We start from the raw sequence: 19,197 nt of genomic DNA on the forward strand, positions 1-19,197 counted from the left end.
CAAGCCCGAGAATGACGCCCTACGAGGCCTTACGGCCCACAATCCCATTCGCGCTCGATGACGAAGACCTTGCGAGTCGCGAGGCTGCCATTGGGGTCGTAGAGATCGCCGAAATAATATTCGGTACCGGCGGCATCATGGGCGCTGCGCTCGACCTGGAGCGACCAGCCGTAGCCGACCTGCTTGCCGCCCTGCCAATTGCGATGGACGGCGCTTGCCGAAGGGCCGGAGAGGATGCGCGCGTTGTCGTCGCTCGGGCTGCAGGTCGGGCCGGCGAGGGCAGCCGTGGGGGCGAGCACGAGGCCGCAGAGAAGCAGTGCCGTCTTTTGCAAGGCAGTAGTCCTGTCGAAGGGAAAGTGAAGCGCGGCGCTCAGGCCTTGGCGTGGAAGATGAAGAAGGCGCCGGCCGCGATCAGGGCGAAGCCGACCGCATGGCTCCAGGTCAGCGATTCCTTGAGCCAGAACACCGAGAAGCCGGCGAAGACGGTGAGCGTGATCACCTCCTGCATCGTCTTGAGCTCGGCGGCGGAATAGACGGCGGAGCCGATGCGGTTGGCCGGCACGGCCAGCATGTATTCGGGAAGCGCGATCATCCAGCTCGCGAGGATGGCGAGCCAGATCGCCGTGCTCTTGTAGGTGAGATGCCCGTACCAGGCGAAGGTCATGAAGATGTTCGAGCCGAACAGCATCACGATCGGCAGGAGATGGGCCATGGAAAGCGAGGGCATGCCGGTAGCCTTCTGCGCGATGGTTCAAGGCGCTCGGGCGTTCAGCCGAAGCGCAGCTTCATGGTGATGATGGCCAGCACGAGCAGCAGGGTCAGCGTATTGGCGACGATGACCGGCCAGGACAGGATCTGGACGCCGTAGACCAGCCAGAGCACCGTCCCGCAAGCGAGCAGAAGTTGCGTCCACAGCGAGATCGCGCGGGTGTCGCGGGTGCGCAATGTACGCCAGGTCTGCGGCAGCCAGCACAGGCTGGTCAGCGCGGCAGCGGCGAAGCCGAGGAGTTCGACGGTGAGGGGCACGGGCGGAGGTTCCGAAGGGCGCCGCTCCCATAGCGGGATTCGGGGCCGCGCCGCCAGATGGAGCATGATTAACTTCCGTTAACGGCGACGCCCTAGTTTTGCGTGAATTCTGCGATTCGGTGGAGACCATGCGCGCAATCACACTGGCCTTGCCACTCGTCCTTCTCGCCTCCGCCGCCTCGGCGCAGAGCGGGTTCCAGTCCTGCCTTGCCGGGTTGAAGTCGGCGGCCGCCGCCAAGGGCGTCTCGGGCGCGACCTTCGACCGGGCCATGGTCGGCGTCGAGCCGGACATGAAGGTCATCGAAGCCATGAACAACCAGCCGGAGTTCAAGACTCCGATCTGGGACTATCTCGGCACCCTCGTCGACGAGGAGAAGGTGGCGGAAGGGCGTGCGATGATGCGCCAGCATGCCTCGACCCTCGCCGCGGCCGAACAGCGCTTCGGCGTCGACCGGCACACCATCGCCGCCGTCTGGGGCGTCGAAAGCGATTTCGGCAAGGCGCGGGGCAAGATGCCGTTGGTGCAGGCGCTTTCGACCGGCGCCTGCCTGGCGCCGCGCCGCAACGCCTTCTTCAAGGGCGAATTGATCGCGACGCTGCAGATCATTCAGCGCGGCGACGTGCGGCCCGAGCGGCTGTTCGGCTCCTGGGCAGGCGCTTTCGGACACACCCAGTTCATCCCCTCGACCTATCTCCGGCTCGCGGTCGACGGCGATGGCGACGGCCGGCGCGACCTCGTCGATTCGATCCCCGACGCGCTGCACTCCACCGCGAATTTCATGGACAAGGCGGGCTGGGTCACCGGCGCGACCTGGGGCTATGAGGTGCGCGTGCCCGGTGGCTATTCCGGCCCGACCGGGCGTAACCCGAAGCAACCGGTGTCGAGCTGGGCTTCGCGCGGCATCGTCAAATATGACGGCTCGGCGCTGACGGGCTCGGGCAATGCCGGCCTGCTGATGCCGGCGGGGCGCAACGGCCCGGCCTTCCTCGTCTTCAAGAACTACGACGCCGCCTACAGCTATAACGGCGCGGATTCCTATGCGCTCGCCATCTCGCTGCTGTCCGATCGCCTGCGCGGCAAGCCGGGCGTGCAGGGCGACTGGCCGACCGACGACCTGCCGTTGTCGCGCGAGCAACGCCGCGAGCTGCAGCGCCTGCTGATCCAGCGCGGCTACAATGTCGGCGAGCCGGATGGCGCCGTCGGCTCGCTGACGCGGGCGGCGATCAAGGAGATCGAGGCGAAGATCGGCATGCCTCAGACCGGACGGCCGGGCGAGAAGGTTCTGCGGGCGCTCAAGGGCGGGCGGGTCTGATCGCGCAGAAAACGGGTGGCGTCGCGGGAGCGCTTGGGAAAAGCCTTCCTGCCGCATCTGAAGCCTCCGGAGACGCCATGACCCGCCGCCTGATTTCCACCGGCTCGCCCTTCGAGCGCAGCTTCGGCTATTCACGCGCCGTGATCGACGGCGATCTCGTCTTCGTCTCCGGCACGACCGGCTACGACTACGCCACCATGCTGCTGCCGGAGGATGCGGCCGAGCAGGCCCGCAACATCTTCCGCACGATCAGCGCCGTGCTGGAGGAGGCCGGCTCCTCGCTCGCGCAGGTGGCGCGGGCCCAATATTTCGTCACCGACCGCAGCTATTGCGAGCCGGTGCTGGCCGTCTGCGGCGAGTTCTTCAGCGAGATCAGGCCGGCGGCCGCGATCTATGTCGTGACCGGGCTGCTCAAGGCGGAGATGAAGGTCGAGATCGAAGTGACCGCGCGTATCGGAAGCGCTTGACGGCAAGTTGTCGACAGGGTGCCGACAATTGGTATATCCCTTGCTAGGCGATGCCCTTGAGGCATCCGCCTACAAAAAGAGGGAGATCTGCCATGTCGATACGCCGTCGCACGGTCCTCACAGGAGCTGGCGCGCTTGCCGCGACAGCCTTCATGGGCAACCGGGCCTTCTCGCAGGGGGCGGCGGCAACGCTGCGCTTCAACCCCTCGACGCCTCTGCCTTCGCTGGATCCGATCACGGCCACCAGCTATGTCATCCGCAATCACGGCTACCTGATCTACGACACGCTCTTCGCCACCGATGCGAATTTCCAGATCAAGCCGCAGATGGTCGAGGCCTGGGAGACCGCGCCGGACGGGTTGAGCTGGACGTTCCGCCTCCGCGACGGGCTCGCCTTCCATGACGAGACGCCGGTCCGCGCGCAGGATTGCATCGCCTCGATCGCGCGCTGGTCGAAGCGGGATGCCTTCGGCCAGACCTTCGCCACCTTCGTCGACGGTTACGACGTCGTCGACCAGCGCAGCTTCCGCATCCGCCTGAAGAAGCCGTTCCCGATGATGACGGCCGCGCTCGGCAAGCTCTCGTCGAACGTGCCCTTCATCATGCCGGAGCGCATCGCGCAGGCCGACCACATGAAGAACATCACGGAGGCGGTCGGTTCCGGCCCGTGGCGCTTCATGGACAAGCAGTGGGTGCCCGGCCAGAACGCGATCTACGAGCGTTTCGCCAAGTACAAGCCGCGTGAGGAGGCCCCGTCCTGGGCCGCCGGCGGCAAGGTCGCCCGGATCGATCGCATCGAGTGGCTCGCCCTGACCGAAGCGGCGGCCGCGGCCGGCGCCCTGATGCAGGGAGAGCTGGACTGGTACGAGCAGCCGCCCGTCGACCTGATCCCGATGCTGAAGGGCAACAAGGACGTCGTCATCGAGAACGTGCCACTCGGCCTGTTCCTGCTGATGCGCTTCAACCAGCTGCAGCCGCCCTTCAACAACCCGGCGATCCGCCGGGCCGTGATGGCCGCCGTCAACCAGACCGACTACATGGAGGCGGTCGTCGGCGACAAGGCGTTCTACAGCCCGGCCAAGACCTTCTTCACCCCGGGCTCGCCGATGTCGTCGGGAGCGGGCGGGGCGGCGGCCATGCCGGGCAATCTCGAGAAGGCCAGGGCCATGCTCAAGGAGGCTGGCTACAAGGGCGAGAAGGTCGTCCTGCTCGCGCCGGCCGACCAGCCGATCGCCTATCAGCAATGCATGGTTACAGAGGATCTGTTCAAGAAGCTCGGCATCAATTCGGAGCTGGTCGCGACCGACTGGGCGAGCTTCATCGGCCGGCGTGCCAATCGCGGCCTGCCCGATCAGGGCGGCTGGTCGGTGTTCCACACGCTGTGGTCCTGCGCCGACACGCTCAATCCGGCGCTGCATCCGCTGATGCGGGCCAATGGCGGCTCCGCCTGGTTCGGCTGGCCCGAGGATGCTCAGATCGAAGGGCTGCGCGACACCTGGATCGCGACACCGGAGGAGGCGAAGCAGAAGGAGATCGCGGCGAAGATCGAGGAGCGCGGCTTCGAGGCCGTTCCTTACGTTCCCTGCGGCCTCGTCCAGCAGCCGATGGCGTTCCGCCGGAACCTGAGCGGCATGGTGCTCGCGCCGGTCCAGTTCTTCTGGAACATGGAGAAGAAGGCCTGAGCAGCGCTCCCGGCGCCGGCGCATGGCCTGCCATGCGCCGGCTTCGCAGGCCCACCGCTTGCGTCGCCACGGTTCCGCCCGTAATCACCGCCGCAAGACCGGAAACCGGTTCGGTTCACGATCAAGCGCGAGGCGACGACCATGGCGACCCACAAGCTCCTGCTGCTCCCCGGCGACGGCATCGGCCCCGAGGTGATGGGCCAGGTCGAGCAGATCGTCTCCTGGTTCGGCAAGCAGGGCCTCGGCTCCTTCGAGATCGAGAAGGGGCTCGTCGGCGGCGCGGCCTATGACGCGCACAAGCAGGCGATCTCCGAAGGCGACATGAAGCTCGCCCAGGACGCCGACGCCGTGCTGTTCGGCGCAGTCGGTGGTCCCAAATGGGCCGACGTGCCCTACCAGCATCGCCCGGAAGCCGGCCTGCTGCGCCTGCGCAAGGATCTCGGCCTGTTCGCCAACCTGCGCCCGGCGATTTGCTACCCGGCGCTCGCCTCGGCCTCCTCGCTGAAGCCCGAGGTTGTCGAAGGCCTCGACATCCTGATCGTGCGCGAGCTTACCGGCGGCGTCTATTTCGGCGAGCCGAAGGAGATCGTCACGCTGGAGGACGGCTCCAAGCGCGGCGTCGATACGCAGCTCTACACCACGCCGGAAATCGACCGGATCTGCCGCGTCGCCTTCGAACTGGCGCGCACCCGCCGCAACAAGGTCTCCTCGGCCGAGAAGCACAACGTCATGAAGACCGGCGTACTCTGGAAGCAGACGGTCACCGCGCTGCACGCCGCCGAGTACAAGGATGTCGAGCTCGAGCATGTGCTCGCCGATAACTGCGCCATGCAGCTCGTGCGCTGGCCGAAGCAATATGACGTCATCGTCTGCGACAACCTGTTCGGCGACATCCTGTCGGACGTCGCGGCGATGCTGACCGGCTCGCTCGGCATGCTGCCCTCCGCCTCGCTCGGCGCCGAGGACTCCGCCACGGGCAAGCGCAAGGCGCTTTACGAACCCGTCCATGGCTCGGCCCCGGACATTGCCGGCAAGGGCCTCGCCAATCCGATCGCGATGATCGGCTCCTTCGCGATGGCGCTGCGCTATTCGTTCGGCGCGGGCGAGGCGGCCGACCGGCTCGAAGGCGCGATCGCCGACGTCCTCGGCTCCGGCACCCGCACCAAGGATATCGCGGCGCCGGGCGCCAACGCCGTCTCGACCAGCGAGATGGGCGCGGCGATCATCAAGGCGCTGGAAGCGCGGGGCTGATGTTCTTTCCTTCTCCCCTTGCGGGAGAAGGTGGCCCGGCGCAGCCGGGACGGATGAGGGGTCATATTGCCCTGAGTCGCTAGCGATCAGTGTCGCGCGACCCCTCACCCCAACCCTCTCCCGCAAGGGGAGAGGGGATAGGTCGCGTCTCTCTCCCTCGTGAATTGCCGTGACCCCGCTTTCGTGGCCTAAGTCGGCCCGACGAAAACGGAGTATGTCCGTCATGCTGATCAAGCGCCGTGCCGGCTGGGAAATGCCGGAAAGCCAGGCTACGCCCGAGAGCGTGTTCCTCAATCGCCGCCAGCTTATGGCCGCGGGGGCTGGATTGATCGCAGGCGCCGCGTTGCCGGGCATTGCGACGGCTCAAAGCGCCGATCCGACGCTCGATCTCTACCCGGCCAAGCGCAATGCCGCCTATGTTCTGGGTGTGCCGCAGACGGCGGAAGACGACGCCGCGAACTACAACAACTTCTACGAATTCGGCATGTCGAAGGACATCGTCGATGCCTCGAAGCGCCTCGCGACACGGCCCTGGACCATTCAGGTCGACGGGCTCGTCGAGAAGCCCTTCGAGATCGGCTTCGACGACCTGATCCGCAAGCTGCCGATCGAGGAGCGGCTCTATCGCTTCCGCTGCGTCGAGGCCTGGGCGATGGCGGTGCCGTGGACCGGCATTCCGCTCGCCTCCTTCGTCGCGCTGGCGAAGCCGCTCTCGGGCGCGAAGTATATTCGCTTCGAGACCTTCCTGAACCCGCGCGTCGCGCCGGGGCAGAACCAGCGCTGGTATCCCTGGCCCTATACGGAGGGGCTGACCATCGCCGAGGCGACGAACGAGTTGCCGCTGCTCGTCACCGGCATCTACGGCAAGCCGCTGCCGACGCAGCATGGCGCGCCGATCCGCCTGATCACGCCGTGGAAATACGGCTTCAAGTCGGTGAAGTCGATCCGGAAGATCAGCTTCGTCGCCGAGCGCCCGAAGACCTTCTGGGAGGGGCTGCAGGCCTCGGAATACGGGTTCTGGGCCAATGTGAACCCGGCCGTGCCGCACCCGCGCTGGAGCCAGGCGAGCGAGCAGATCCTGGGCTCGCGCGAGCGGCGCCCGACGCAGATCTATAACGGCTATGGCGAGCAGGTCGCCGGGCTCTACAAGGGGCTGGAGGGCGAGAAGCTCTTCATGTGAGGCAGGGCCTCGGCAGGTTTCGGGTGCCGTCTCCTGCCGCTGCCGTGCTAGACCTCGTGTCATCCCAAGCCGGAACGACACGGGTCGCACATGGCCAACCAGCATTTCCACCTGTTCGAGACCACGATCGGCCCCTGCGCCGTCGTCTGGGAGGGCGAGCGCTTCATCGGCGCGCAATTGCCCGAGCGCGACGAGGCGGCGGCCCGCAAGCGCCTGGAGCGGCGCTTTCCCGAGGCCGACGAGACGGAGGCCGAGGGCTTCGTCGCGGAAGCCGTGGCCGGCATCCGGGCGCTGTTCGATGGCGAGAAGCGCGACCTGTCGCATCTGCCGGTGGCGCTGGAGAGCGTCTCGGACTTCAACCGCAAGGTCTATGAGGTTGCACTCGCCATTCCGCATGGCGAGACGTTGACCTATGGCGAGGTGGCGCAACGCATCGGCGATCCCGGTGCGGCGCGGGCCGTCGGCGTCGCGCTCGGCCAGAATCCCTGGCCGATCATCGTGCCCTGTCACCGGGTGCTGGCCGCTGGCGGCAAGACCGGCGGCTTCTCGGCCGAGGGCGGAGTCGAGATCAAGCTCAGAATCCTGACCATCGAGAAGGCGCGCACCAGCGCCGAGCCCAGTCTGTTCGACGCCCTGCCGCTGGCGGCGCGGCCGGGGCGGCACTGACCAGCCTCGCAGCTTGAATTCACGCAATATCGCCCTTGCAGCGCGGCGGCTTGCGCGGCGTGAGGCGCGGCCTCTACTGTGCCGGCCTTTCCACCCTCACTGGGGACTACCATGGCCAAACTGAAGCTCGCCGTCATCGTGGGCAGCAACCGCCGCGAATCGATCAACCGCAAGCTGGCCCAGGCGCTGGCGAAGCTGGGTGAGGGCGCTTTCGACGCCACCTTCGTCCAGATCGACGACCTGCCGATGTTCAACCAGGATCTGGAGCCGAACCGCCCCGAGTCGACACTGCGCCTGAAGCGCGAGATCGAGGCCGCCGACGCGATCCTGATCGTCACGCCCGAGCATAACCGCTCGATCCCGGCCGTGCTCAAGAACGCGATCGACTGGGCCTCGCGCCCCTATGGCAAGAATTCCTGGGCCGGCAAGACCGTGGCCGTCACCGGCACCAGCGGCGGCGCCGTCGGTACGGCCGTCTCCCAGAACGAATTGCGCATGATCCTGACCAATCTCGCCGGTGTCGTCGTCGGCAGCCAGGTCTTCGTCACCTTCAAGGATGACCTGATCGACGCCGAGAGCAACGTCACCAACGAGGCGACGCGCGGCTTCCTGCAGGGCTTCGTCGACAATTTCGCCAAGATCGCCGGCAAGCTCGCCGCCTGATCGAAGCCGCCTCTGCGCTTGCAAGAAGGCGTCGCCTCCGGGCGGCGCCTTTTTCGTTCCGGCGACACCGGCAGCCAGTGGTCAGGCCAAAAAAAGAGCCGGCGTCCCCGAGGGGAGCCGGCTTTGAAAGTTTGAAACATCTGGCGAAACCGCCAAACATCTCAGAGGGGAACGGCTGAAACGAACTCAACGCCGGGAGGAGATTGCGGAGCCCGTTTCGAACAACCGTGAGTTCAATATCGGCCATGACCTGCCATTTTGCAATGCAACATACCTTGGGTCCGCCATGCGCCTGTTGCATGAACCAAGGGCAGATGGCGCTAATTTGAGCCTAAATGATTGAGAAATATGCGTTCGTTGCAGGATGAGGCCTGCGCGGGGAAGTTGCAGGCCCCTCGGAAACCCGGTTTTCGTCCGCTGCTGAACAGTTTTCAGGCGAACGATCCGATTTTGGCGCATGCGAGATGCTTGCTTGGTCACAAAACCGCCAGAATTGAAAAGGGCGCCTTGCGGCGCCCGATTCCTTTTCACCCATGAGGCGAAATCAGTAGGTCCAGCGCTGGGCCTTCTGGATGAGGAAGTCGCGGAAGACCTGAACGCGGGCGACCGACTTCATCTCCTCGGGATAGACCAGGTAGCTCTCGAGCTGCGGCATCTCGGTCTCGCGCATCAATTGCACGAGCGGGGAGCCGGTCTCGATCAGATAGTCCGGCAGCACGGCGATGCCGGCGCCCGAATCCACCGCGCGCTTCATCGCGGTGATGTTGTTGACCGTGAGATGGATCGGCCGCGGGTTGCGCTGGTCGCGCCCCATCGTGCCGAGCCAGTGCACCGCCGTCAGGTAAGACGGCGAGGTGCCGCCGAAGGACAGGATGCGGTGGTTGTCGAGATCGTCGTAGCTCTTGGGCTCGCCGAAGCGCTTCACGTAGGCCGGCGAGGCATAGACGTGGAAGTGCACGGTGAAGAGCTTGCGCTGGATCAGGTCCGGCTGCTGCGGCTGGCGCAGGCGGATCGCGATATCGGCCTCGCGCATCGACAGGTCGAGTTCCTCATCGGTGAGGATGAGCTCGACCCGGATGTCGGGGTAGAGATCCATGAACTCGGAGAGGCGCGGCGTCAGCCAGTGGCCGCCGAGGCCACGGGTCGCCGTGACCTTGAGCTCGCCGGACGGGTGCTCGCGGGTCTCGGAGAGCTGCGAGCGCGTGCGCTCGAGCCGCTGCGTCATCTCGCGGGCGGCACGCCACAGCAATTCGCCTTGCTCGGTGAGAATCAAGCCGCGCGTATGGCGATGGAACAGCGGCGCGCGCAGCTCCCGCTCCAGCGCGCCGATCTGGCGGCTGACGGCCGATTGACTCAAGCCGAGAACGTCGCCAGCTTTTGTAAAGCTGCCTGACTCCGCGACCGTATAAAAGATTCTAATGCGGTCCCAATCCACCGCGCTTCCCCCGCTATGCGTTTTTTGCATGATGGGGGATAAAGGCGTTGTGCGTCAACGCCTGTGTGACAGGGAGTCTCTGTTATTCGTCGTGAATCTGGTGACGCAACCCATCAGAGTCAGTGATGGGTTGCGCGAAAGCCTTTATTCCGCGGCTTCGCGGCGATCCAGCGCGTTGGCGGCAAGCCAGCGCTCGGCGTCGAGCGCGGCCATGCAGCCCAGGCCGGCGGCGGTGACCGCCTGACGGTAATGTTCGTCGGTGACGTCGCCGGCCGCGAAAACGCCATCGACATTGGTCCGGGTCGTGCCGGCCTCGACATCGAGATAGCCGGATTCGTTCATGGCGAGCTGGCCGACGAACAGCTCCGTCGCCGGCTTGTGGCCGATGGCGATGAAGACGCCATCGGTCTTCAGTTCGCTCTCAGCGCCGGTCTTGAGGTTCTTCAGGCGCAGATGCGTGACGCTGGGCGGAGTGGTGCCGCCGCAGATCTCGGCGATCTCGCTGTCCCAGACCACCTCGATCTTCGGGTGCTTGAACAGGCGCTCCTGCATCACGCGCTCGGCCCGGAGGCTGTCGCGGCGATGGATCAGCGTGACCTTGCTGGCGAGGTTGGCGAGATAGAGCGCTTCCTCCACGGCAGTGTTGCCGCCGCCGACGACCGCGACCTCCTTGTTGCGGAAGAAGAAGCCGTCGCAGGTCGCACAGGCCGAAACACCGAAGCCCTGGAAGCTCTGCTCGGAGGGCAGGCCCAGCCACTTGGCCTGGGCGCCGGTCGCGATGATCAGCGCGTCGCAGGAATAGGTCTCGCCGCCATCGCCCCAGAGCCGGAAGGGGCGCTGCGAGAGATCGACGCGGGCGATGTGGTCGGAGACCATGCGGGTGCCCATGTGCTCGGCCTGGGCGCGCATCTGCTCCATCAGCCAGGGGCCCTGGATGACGTCGGCGAAGCCGGGATAGTTCTCGACATCGGTGGTGATCATCAGTTGGCCGCCGGCCTGCATGCCGGAGATCAGCACCGGTTCCATCATGGCGCGGGCAGCGTAGATCGCGGCGGTGTAGCCGGCCGGGCCGGAGCCGACGATCATGACGCGGGCGTGGGTATGGGCCATCGTCTCAGTTCCTCTCCTGCGGGCTTGGGGCCGCAGTCTCGATCCGTCAGATACGCAGGCGCAGCGCCGAAACAAGGGTCGCCGGGTTCAGGAGCGCGTGAACCCCAGGGCAGCCCGGTGGCGCAGCCAGCCTTGCCGTATCGCATCGGCTATGATCGGCGTTGAGTCTATCGGTTCGTAAGCCTTGCCTTCAAGGCGTCCACAGAAGCGATGCACAACGCCCTCGCGCTCCAGTGCCGCGACCAGCGCCGCGATCTTGGGATGGCCGCCCGTGGGTTCGAAGACGAGTACGGGAACGCCGGCCGCTGCGGCCTCGCCGACCATGTTGGTGGAGTCGGCAGTGACGACCACCGCATCGGCATTGGCGAGCAGGGCGAGGAAGGGGTTCTCGCCCGTGCCGTCCCACCACCAGCCACCATGCTTGGCGAAGACGGCGGCGACGGCAGCTCCCAGCGCGGGCGAGGTCCGCCGCGAGGGCGAGCCCATCAGGCTTGCACCCGATTGGGCGAGTTGGTCGAGCTGTCCGGCAAGACGCTCGATATCGGCCGGCGTGAAGCGATGGTGCCGGCTGTCGCCGCCGACGAGCACGGCGACGCGCGGCGCGCTCAGGCTCGCGATCGCCGCAGGCGGTGCGGCGCGTGCCGCGGCGAGCTTCTCGGGCGTCAGGCGATGCGGCGAGGTCGTGGTGACCAGGACATTGTCGCCGCGCAGCCGGTCATGGCCGGAGACCCAGATCAGGTCGGCCGTGCCGGAGCCGGTGCGCGGGTCCTTGAGGAAGACGGTATAGGTCGCGCCGTTCGAGGCCTGTTTCAGTGCCCGCAGATAGGCGACGGCGCGCCGGCCGGAGGCGATCGCGATATCGGGGAAGGGGGGCTTGAGCGGGCTGTCCGGCCGGTCCGGTGCCTCGCGCGGGTCGATCGGCCCGCGCGGCATCAGCCAGGCCCATGGCTTGCGCGGCTTCACGCGGCGGACCTCCGGCACAACGCCCAGCCGTTCAGCGACGCCGAGGCATTGCAATTCGTCGCCGGCCTTGCCGTCGGTCAGGACCCAGAGTTTCGGCTCCGGATTGTCGTGCATGGCTTTCTGGGCTCGTGGCATGCGCCTTGTATCGCTTGGCGGCGCCGTCTACACCAGCGCGACCTTCACGCGAGGATTTTCGTGCGCCCCAAACTCGACGATATCGACCTGCGCATCCTGCGCGAACTCCAGGCCGATGGGCGCATGACCAATGTCGAGCTCGCCAGCCGCGTCGGCATCTCGCCGCCGCCCTGCCTCAGGCGTGTGCGCGCGCTGGAGGAGGCCGGGCTGATCCGCGGCTACCATGCCGATCTCGACGAGCGGAAGCTGGGCTTCGAGGTGGTCTGCTTCGCCTTCGTGCATCTGGCGAGCCAGGCCGAAGCCGATCTCGTCGCCTTTCAGGAGCGCATGCGCAACTGGCCGACGGTGCGCGAGTGCTGGACCCTTTCGGGCGATATCGACTTCTCCTTGAAATGCGTGGCGCCGGACTTGAAAGCCTTCCAAGACTTCGTCGCCGAGCTCACGGCCATGCCGAATGTCCGCAATGTCCGGACCGCGCTCGCCCTCGACCGGGTCAAGGACGAGCCGATCGTTCCCTTCGGCTGAGTGCGGCTTTCAGCTCGCGATATAACGCTTGATCCACCAGGCGTTGTTGCGGGCGAGCGCCTTCAGGCGGCGCTGGTCGACATCGGGCAGATACCAGGCGCCGGCACCGCCGGAGGTTTCCGTCGACCGGATCGGGTGGCTCGCCAACAGCTTGCCCTTGCGGTCGTAGAGCGCTGCGGTGCTTTCCAGCGTGTCGTTGCTGCTGCCGCCATCGGACAGCCTGCTGCCGCCGGCATAGCTGGCGAGCCAGATGCTGCCGATCGTCACGACAAGCCGGTTTCCGGTCCGGGGCTGGTAGGCCGGGCCGAGGATTTCGGCGAGGGTCCGTTCAAGCTCGGCCTTCACCATGGGCAAATGCGGCCCCCAGGCCTCGACGACCGAGGGCAGCGCCTCGACCCGGATCGCACCCACCGCCGGCGTCTGCGCGAAAGCGGGCGAGGCGGCGGGTACGAGCGCCAATGCGGTGGCGCCGAGCGCCGATGCCAGGACATGTCGACGGGTGATCATGATCGGATCTCCGAAAGCCTTGTCGCTTCAATGTAGGTGCGGACCCGCGATAGTCCATGGCCGGCGGCTGGGCCGAGCATGCGCGGGCGACGGTTGCCAAGCGGTGTCGAAACCCGGTCTATCGGAGCGGGGAGCTGCGTCTGCGTCAGGCGTGGCCGAGGGGGCACTGCCGTGGATCGCTGGCTGACCGAATTCGTGAAGCTCTGGGTCGTGATCGACCCGATCGGGACCTTGCCGGTCTTCCTGGCGGTGACGGCCGGCCTGAGCGCCACGGCGGCGCGGCGTATCGCGCTGCATGGCTCGCTCGTCGCCTTCCTCGTGCTGCTGTTCTTCGTCCTGCTCGGTCAGGTGCTGCTGAGCGCGATGGATATCGAACTGAGCTCGTTCCAGATCGCCGGCAACATCGTGCTGTTCCTGTTCGCGCTGACGATGATCTTCGGCGAATCGAAGCTGGAGGAGGACCAGAAGCTCTTGCGCTCCTCCGATCTCGAAAAGGCGGTCTATCCGCTGGCGATCCCGAGCATCGCCAGTCCCGGCGCGATGCTGACGGTGATGACGGTCACCGACAATTCGAAGTTCAGCCTCGCCGAGCAGGCAGAGACGGTGCTGCAGATCGCGATCATCTTCGCGATCATGCTCGTGCTGCTGTTCAGCGCCTCGCGGATCATCGCGGTGATCGGCAATGCCGGCGCCAGCGTCATCAGCCGCGTGATGGGGCTGATCCTGGCCAGCGTCGCGGTGGACGGCATCATCAAGGCGATGCGGGTCGTGCTGGCGGGGTAGGGAAGCGGCGTGATGCTCGGGCGAAGTCCCGAGCATCTCCGGCCGGAGGAGGCTCAACGCCCCCTGTCACGAGATTCTCGGGTCTGCGCTTCGCTTCGCCCGAGAATGAAGCTGATCTCAGCGGAAGACGACGCTGACGACTTCGTAGGACTTGCCGCCGCCGGGCGTGTTGACCTGGACGGAATCGCCGACCTTCTTGCCGATCAGCGCGCGCGCAATCGGCGAGCCGATCGAGACCTTGCCGGACTTCACGTCCGATTCCGGCTCGCCGACGATCTGGTAGCTCTTCTCTTCCTCGGTATCGTCGTCGATCAGCTTGACGGTGGCGCCGAACTTGATCGTGTCGCCGCCGGCGAGCTTGGCGATATCGATGATGTCGGCGCGGCCGATCAGCGATTCGAGCTCCATGATCCGGCCCTCGTTGAGCGACTGCGCTTCCTTGGCCGCGTGGTACTCCGCGTTCTCGGAAAGGTCACCCAGCGCGCGCGCCTCGGAAATCGCGGTGATGATGCGCTGGCGCTGGACCTGCTGACGGTCCTTCAACTCGGCCTCCAGGGCGGCGAAGCCGCCCGCGGTCATCGGAACCTTTTCCATACCTTCCGTCCCATAAGCTCCGAAAGCGCGGCTCACCGGCGGCATATCGACCGCCGGCTCCCGCGCTTCCGCCTCAATCTCTAGAATTCGCGCCGTGCGGCCGGTCAGGCCGCGCGTTCGAAATACGACTGCAACGATCGTACTTCGAGATCGCCGCTGCAATAGGCCTTTATGCCCTCCGCCGCTGCGATCGCTCCGGCCAAGGTGGTATAATAGGGCACCTTGTGCAAGAGGGCCGTGCGCCGGAGTGCACGGGAGTCTGCCAGGGCCTGCGGCCCCTCGGTGGTGTTGAAGACCAGCTGGATCTCGCTGTTCTTCAGCGCGTCGACGACATGCGGGCGGCCTTCCAGGACCTTGTTGATCTTGGAGGCCGAGATGCCCTGCTCCTGCAGGTGGCGCAGCGTGCCGCCGGTCGCGAGGATGCGGAAGCCGAGATCGGCGAGGATGCGGACCGCCGGCACGATGCGCGGCTTGTCCTCGTCGCGGACCGAGACGAAGACCGTGCCCTTGACCGGCACCTTGGAGCCGGCACCGAGTTGGCTCTTGGCGAAGGCGGTGTCGAAGGAGCGATCGAGGCCGATGACCTCGCCGGTCGAGCGCATTTCCGGCCCGAGCAGGACGTCGACACCGGGGAAGCGCGCGAAGGGGAAGACCGCTTCCTTGACGCCGACATGGTCGAGCTTCGCAGGCTTCAGGTTGAAGCTCGCGAGGCTTTCCCCGCCCATGACGCGGGCGGCGATCTTGGCGATCGGCTGGCCGATCACCTTGGCGACGAAGGGCACCGTGCGCGAGGCGCGCGGATTGACTTCGAGCACGTAGATATCGCCGTCCTTGATGGCGTACTGGACGTTCATCAGGCCGCCGACATCGAGCGCCAGCGCCATCGCCTTGGTCTGGCGCTCCAGTTCGGCCAGGGTTTCAGGCGAGAGCGAGCGTGGCGGCAGCGAGCAGGCCGAATCGCCGGAATGGATGCCGGCTTCCTCGATATGCTCCATGATGCCGGCGACGAAGACGTCCTTGCCGTCGCAAAGGCAGTCGACATCGACCTCGATCGCATCCGACAGGTAGCGGTCGAACAGCAGCGGGTTCTTGCCGAGAACCGTGTTGATCTGGCCGGTCTTGTCGTTCGGGTACTTGGCCTTGACCTCGGAGGGGATCAGCGAGGGCAGGGTGCCGAGCAGATAGTCCTCGAACTGGATCTCGTCGCGGATGATCGCCATGGCGCGGCCGCCCAGCACATAGGACGGGCGCACGACGAAAGGCAGGCCGAGCTCGCCGGCGATGATGCGGGACTGCTCGACCGAATAGGCGATGCCGTTCTTCGGCTGCTTCAGGTGCAGCTTGTCGAGCAGGCGCTTGAAGCGGTCGCGGTCCTCGGCGAGGTCGATCATGTCGGGCGAGGTGCCGAGGATCGGGATGCCGGCCTCTTCCAGCGCGTTCGCCAGCTTCAGCGGGGTCTGGCCGCCGAACTGGACGATGACGCCCATCAGCGTGCCGTTCTGCTTCTCGGTCTCAAGGATCTCGAGCACGTCCTCCGCCGTCAGCGGCTCGAAATAGAGCCGGTCGGAGGTGTCGTAGTCGGTCGAGACCGTCTCCGGGTTGCAGTTGACCATGATGGTCTCGTAGCCGGCATCGCGTAGCGCGTAGCAGGCATGGCAGCAGCAATAGTCGAACTCGATGCCCTGGCCGATGCGGTTCGGCCCGCCGCCGAGGATCACGACCTTCTTGCGGTCGGACGGATTGGCCTCGTCGGCCGCCTTGCCGGCGAAGGGCATGGCATAGGTCGAATACATGTAGGCGGTCGGCGAGGCGAACTCGGCCGCGCAGGTGTCGATGCGCTTGTAGACCGGGCGGACCTCCAGCGCGCGGCGCGCCTTGCGGACCTCGGCCTCGGTCTTGCCGGAGACGGCGGCGAGGCGCTTGTCGGAGAAGCCCATCGCCTTGATCTGGCGGAAGGCGCCGGGCGTGGTCGGCAGGCCGATCGCGCGGATCTTCTGCTCGGTCTCGACCAGCTCGCGCATCTGGGCGAGGAACCAGGGATCGATCTTGCAGCTCTCGTGGATCTCCTCGTCCGTGAAGCCGGCGCGCATGGCTTGGGCGACATGGAGGATGCGGTCCGGCGTCGGGGTCGAGATCGCCGCCTTGATGGCGTTGCGGTCATCGCCCTGGCCGAAGCCCTCGATCTCGATCTCGTCGAGGCCGTCGAGCCCGGTCTCCAGCGAGCGCAGCGCCTTCTGCAGCGATTCCTGGAAGGTGCGGCCGATCGCCATGGCTTCGCCGACCGACTTCATCGCGGTGGTCAGCGTCGGCTCGGAGCCCGGGAACTTCTCGAAGGCGAAGCGCGGGATCTTGGTGACGACATAGTCGATCGTCGGCTCGAAGGAGGCAGGCGTCGCGCCGCCGGTGATGTCGTTCTCGATCTCGTCGAGCGTGTAGCCGACGGCGAGGCGCGCCGCGACCTTGGCGATCGGGAAGCCCGTCGCCTTTGACGCCAGCGCCGAGGAGCGCGAGACGCGCGGGTTCATCTCGATCACGATCATGCGGCCGGTTTCCGGGTCGATCGCGAACTGGACGTTCGAACCGCCGGTCTCGACGCCGATCTCGCGCAGCACCGCCAGCGAGGCGTCGCGCATGATCTGGTATTCCTTGTCGGTCAACGTCAGCGCGGGCGCGACCGTGATCGAATCACCAGTATGGACGCCCATCGGATCGAAATTCTCGATCGAGCAGACGATGATGCAGTTGTCCTTCTTATCGCGGACAACCTCCATCTCGTATTCCTTCCAGCCAAGCACGCTCTCCTCGATGAGAACCTCGCTGGTGGGGGAGGCGTCGATGCCACGCTCGACGATGTCGATGAACTCGCCCTTGTTGTAGGCGATGCCGCCGCCGGTGCCGCCCATGGTGAAGGACGGGCGGATGATGGCGGGAAGGCCGATATCCTCCAGCGCGTCGAGCGCCTGGCCGAGCGTCTTGATGTGGTGCGAGCGCGGCGTGTCGAGGCCGATCTTGGTCATGGCCTCGCGGAAGAGCTCGCGGTCCTCGGCCTTGTCGATGGCCTCGGCGGTGGCGCCGATCATCTCGACGCCGAACTTCTCGAGCACGCTGATCTTGCTGCCATCGGGCTGGACGATCGACTTCTTGTTGAGCGAGAGCGCGCAGTTCAGCGCGGTCTGGCCGCCCATCGTCGGCAGCAGCGCGTCGGGCCGCTCCTTCTCGATGATCTTGGCGACGATCTCGGGCGTGATCGGCTCGACATAGGTCGCGTCGGCCAGGTCCGGATCGGTCATGATCGTCGCCGGGTTCGAGTTGACCAGGATGATGCGGTAGCCCTCGGCCTTCAGCGTCTTGCAGGCCTGGGTGCCGGAATAGTCGAACTCGCAGGCCTGGCCGATGATGATGGGGCCGGCGCCGATGATCAGGATGGACTTGATGTCTGTGCGCTTGGGCATGATCTCGACCGGTCTTGGGCAGGCGCGCGCAAGGCCGGTCCGATCGGGCGAGCGGAGGCGTGGCGAGCGTCTGAATGAATGCTAGGCGCTCGCTATAGACGGCGAAGGCCGCGGGGGAAAGCTAAAAGGAGCGGCACGGCCAGATGTGCACGGCTTCGTCATGGCCCCTTGCCAGGCATGAGGCTTCTATGGAATGTTATATTATAACATTTCATTTCGAGGTCTCTTCATGCGTCGCCTGCCCGTCACAGTCCTCTCCGGCTTCCTCGGAGCCGGCAAGACGACCCTGCTCAACCACATCCTGAACAATCGCGAGGGTCGCAAGGTCGCGGTCATCGTCAACGACATGAGCGAGGTGAACATCGACGCCGATCTGGTGCGGGAGGGCGGTGGCAAGCTCTCGCGCACGGATGAGAAGCTGGTCGAGATGAGCAATGGCTGCATCTGCTGCACCTTGCGCGACGACCTGCTCGCCGAGGTGCGCCGCCTCGCGGAGGAGGGGCGGTTCGACTATCTGCTGATCGAGGGAACAGGCATCGCCGAGCCGCTGCCGGTCGCCGCGACCTTCGAGTTTCGCGACGAGGCCGGGCTTTCGCTGTCCGATGTCGCGCGGCTCGACACGATGGTCACGGTGGTCGATGCCGCGAGCCTGCTCAGGGATTACGGCTCGCGCGATTTCCTGCGCGAGCGCGGCGAGACGGCGGGGGAAGGCGACGAGCGCACGCTGGTCGATCTCCTGGTGGAGCAGATCGAGTTCGCCGATGTCGTCGTGCTGAACAAGATCTCGGACGCCTCGGCGGAAGAGCGCGAGGCCGTCAGCAGAATCGTGCGCGCGCTCAATCCGGATGCGCGGCAGATCGCGGCGGATTTCGGCAAGGTGCCGCTCGATGCCGTGCTCGATACCGGCCTGTTCGACCATGAGAAGGCGCAGGAGCATCCGCTCTGGCACAAGGAGCTCTACGGCTTTAAAGACCATGTGCCGGAGACGGAGGAATACGGCATCTCCTCCTTCGTCTACCGTGCGCGGCGCCCGTTCCATCCCGAGACGTTCAACGCCTTCCTGGGGCGGACATGGCCGGGGTTGATCCGTGCCAAGGGGCATTTCTGGCTGGCGACCCGGCCGGACTGGGTTGGCGAGATGTCGCTCGCCGGCAGCATCTGCCGCACCGAGGCGATGGGCTTCTGGTGGGCCGCCGTGCCGCGCTCGCGCTGGCCCGAGCATCCCGAGTGGCAGGCGATCCTGAACCGCAACTGGCATTCCGTCTGGGGCGATCGCCGGCAGGAGCTGGTTTTCATCGGCACGGAGTTGGACGAGGCGGCGATTCGGACCGCGCTCGATCTCTGCCTCCTCGGCGATGCCCTGCCGCTGCGCTTCAACCCCGAGCGCTATCGCGACCTGCCGGACCCGTTCCCGGCCTGGCGGCGGGCGGAAGCGGCCTGAGCCG

19 protein-coding genes are annotated in these 19,197 nt (G+C 66.1%); 10 read left to right on the forward strand and 9 right to left on the reverse strand.

Features of this window, described 5'->3' with window-relative positions; all coding sequences use genetic code 11:
- Window positions 1-29: 29 nt before the first annotated feature.
- From AC07NY_RS07095 to AC07NY_RS07105, 3 genes are read right to left on the reverse strand one after another with little or no spacing between them, the layout of a single operon-like run.
- Window positions 30-332, reverse strand: a complete 303-nt coding sequence (locus AC07NY_RS07095) for a hypothetical protein (protein WP_492288053.1) — start codon at window positions 330-332, stop codon at window positions 30-32.
- Window positions 333-370: 38 nt separating this feature from the next.
- The gene (locus tag AC07NY_RS07100; protein WP_494582803.1) at window positions 371-727 is read right to left on the reverse strand and encodes a DMT family protein; all 357 of its coding nucleotides are present in this window, start codon (window positions 725-727) and stop codon (window positions 371-373) included.
- Between the two features lie 41 nt (window positions 728-768).
- Window positions 769-1,026, reverse strand: coding sequence for a SemiSWEET family sugar transporter (locus AC07NY_RS07105; RefSeq protein ID WP_494582805.1), 258 nt, complete (start codon window positions 1,024-1,026; stop codon window positions 769-771).
- Between the two features lie 128 nt (window positions 1,027-1,154).
- Between AC07NY_RS07105 and AC07NY_RS07110 the strand changes: the two genes are divergently transcribed.
- The 7 genes from AC07NY_RS07110 to AC07NY_RS07140 all read left to right on the forward strand — a co-directional run bounded on the left by AC07NY_RS07110 (window position 1,155) and on the right by AC07NY_RS07140 (window position 8,248).
- Window positions 1,155-2,339 (forward strand): lytic murein transglycosylase, encoded by a 1,185-nt coding sequence (locus AC07NY_RS07110; RefSeq protein ID WP_494582807.1) that lies wholly within the window; start codon window positions 1,155-1,157, stop codon window positions 2,337-2,339.
- 77 nt (window positions 2,340-2,416) lie between these two features.
- Window positions 2,417-2,806 carry a RidA family protein gene (locus tag AC07NY_RS07115; RefSeq protein WP_492288050.1) on the forward strand — a complete coding sequence of 130 codons (390 nt, stop codon included), beginning with the start codon at window positions 2,417-2,419 and terminating at the stop codon, window positions 2,804-2,806.
- Between the two features lie 92 nt (window positions 2,807-2,898).
- On the forward strand, window positions 2,899-4,488 hold the full coding sequence (locus AC07NY_RS07120; protein WP_494582809.1) for an ABC transporter substrate-binding protein: 1,590 nt from the start codon (window positions 2,899-2,901) through the stop codon (window positions 4,486-4,488).
- 141 nt (window positions 4,489-4,629) lie between these two features.
- Window positions 4,630-5,739, forward strand: coding sequence for a 3-isopropylmalate dehydrogenase (gene leuB / locus AC07NY_RS07125; RefSeq protein ID WP_494582811.1), 1,110 nt, complete (start codon window positions 4,630-4,632; stop codon window positions 5,737-5,739).
- A gap of 223 nt (window positions 5,740-5,962) precedes the next feature.
- Window positions 5,963-6,919, forward strand: a complete 957-nt coding sequence (msrP, locus tag AC07NY_RS07130) for a protein-methionine-sulfoxide reductase catalytic subunit MsrP (RefSeq protein WP_494582813.1) — start codon at window positions 5,963-5,965, stop codon at window positions 6,917-6,919.
- A 90-nt stretch (window positions 6,920-7,009) separates the two neighbouring features.
- Entirely contained in the window at window positions 7,010-7,585 is a 576-nt protein-coding gene (locus tag AC07NY_RS07135) for a methylated-DNA--[protein]-cysteine S-methyltransferase (RefSeq protein ID WP_494582815.1), read from the forward strand.
- 111 nt (window positions 7,586-7,696) lie between these two features.
- Window positions 7,697-8,248, forward strand: coding sequence for an NADPH-dependent FMN reductase (locus AC07NY_RS07140; RefSeq protein WP_492288046.1), 552 nt, complete (start codon window positions 7,697-7,699; stop codon window positions 8,246-8,248).
- Window positions 8,249-8,792: 544 nt separating this feature from the next.
- Here AC07NY_RS07140 and AC07NY_RS07145 read toward each other — a convergent pair.
- The 3 genes from AC07NY_RS07145 to AC07NY_RS07155 all read right to left on the reverse strand — a co-directional run bounded on the left by AC07NY_RS07145 (window position 8,793) and on the right by AC07NY_RS07155 (window position 11,870).
- Window positions 8,793-9,683, reverse strand: coding sequence for a LysR family transcriptional regulator (locus AC07NY_RS07145; protein WP_079591033.1), 891 nt, complete (start codon window positions 9,681-9,683; stop codon window positions 8,793-8,795).
- A gap of 144 nt (window positions 9,684-9,827) precedes the next feature.
- The gene (gene trxB, locus AC07NY_RS07150; protein ID WP_494582818.1) at window positions 9,828-10,793 is read right to left on the reverse strand and encodes a thioredoxin-disulfide reductase; all 966 of its coding nucleotides are present in this window, start codon (window positions 10,791-10,793) and stop codon (window positions 9,828-9,830) included.
- An 87-nt stretch (window positions 10,794-10,880) separates the two neighbouring features.
- Complete coding sequence (locus AC07NY_RS07155) at window positions 10,881-11,870, reverse strand: mitochondrial fission ELM1 family protein (RefSeq protein WP_494582820.1); 990 nt, start codon at window positions 11,868-11,870, stop codon at window positions 10,881-10,883.
- 81 nt (window positions 11,871-11,951) lie between these two features.
- On the opposite strand from AC07NY_RS07155, the gene AC07NY_RS07160 reads away from it, so the two are divergent.
- Window positions 11,952-12,416 carry an Lrp/AsnC family transcriptional regulator gene (locus AC07NY_RS07160; RefSeq protein ID WP_492288043.1) on the forward strand — a complete coding sequence of 155 codons (465 nt, stop codon included), beginning with the start codon at window positions 11,952-11,954 and terminating at the stop codon, window positions 12,414-12,416.
- Between the two features lie 9 nt (window positions 12,417-12,425).
- On the opposite strand, the gene AC07NY_RS07165 is transcribed toward AC07NY_RS07160, so the two are convergent.
- Window positions 12,426-12,923, reverse strand: a complete 498-nt coding sequence (locus tag AC07NY_RS07165) for a hypothetical protein (RefSeq protein WP_494582822.1) — start codon at window positions 12,921-12,923, stop codon at window positions 12,426-12,428.
- Window positions 12,924-13,094: 171 nt separating this feature from the next.
- On the opposite strand from AC07NY_RS07165, the gene AC07NY_RS07170 reads away from it, so the two are divergent.
- Entirely contained in the window at window positions 13,095-13,706 is a 612-nt protein-coding gene (locus AC07NY_RS07170) for a MarC family protein (protein WP_494582823.1), read from the forward strand.
- A 117-nt stretch (window positions 13,707-13,823) separates the two neighbouring features.
- Here the strand turns inward: AC07NY_RS07170 and greA are convergent, their stop codons facing one another.
- Together greA and carB are read right to left on the reverse strand one after the other, a co-directional pair.
- Window positions 13,824-14,300, reverse strand: a complete 477-nt coding sequence (gene greA, locus AC07NY_RS07175) for a transcription elongation factor GreA (protein WP_492288040.1) — start codon at window positions 14,298-14,300, stop codon at window positions 13,824-13,826.
- Between the two features lie 104 nt (window positions 14,301-14,404).
- Window positions 14,405-17,752, reverse strand: a complete 3,348-nt coding sequence (gene carB, locus AC07NY_RS07180) for a carbamoyl-phosphate synthase large subunit (RefSeq protein WP_494582825.1) — start codon at window positions 17,750-17,752, stop codon at window positions 14,405-14,407.
- A gap of 229 nt (window positions 17,753-17,981) precedes the next feature.
- Here carB and zigA point away from each other — a divergent pair, with 229 nt between their 5' ends.
- Window positions 17,982-19,193: a zinc metallochaperone GTPase ZigA gene (gene zigA, locus AC07NY_RS07185; RefSeq protein ID WP_494582827.1), complete on the forward strand. Its 1,212-nt coding sequence runs from the start codon at window positions 17,982-17,984 to the stop codon at window positions 19,191-19,193.
- The last annotated feature ends 4 nt before the right edge of the window (window positions 19,194-19,197 follow it).

The sequence above is a fragment of the Allobosea sp. GW821-FHT09G06 genome (genome assembly GCF_059416005.1).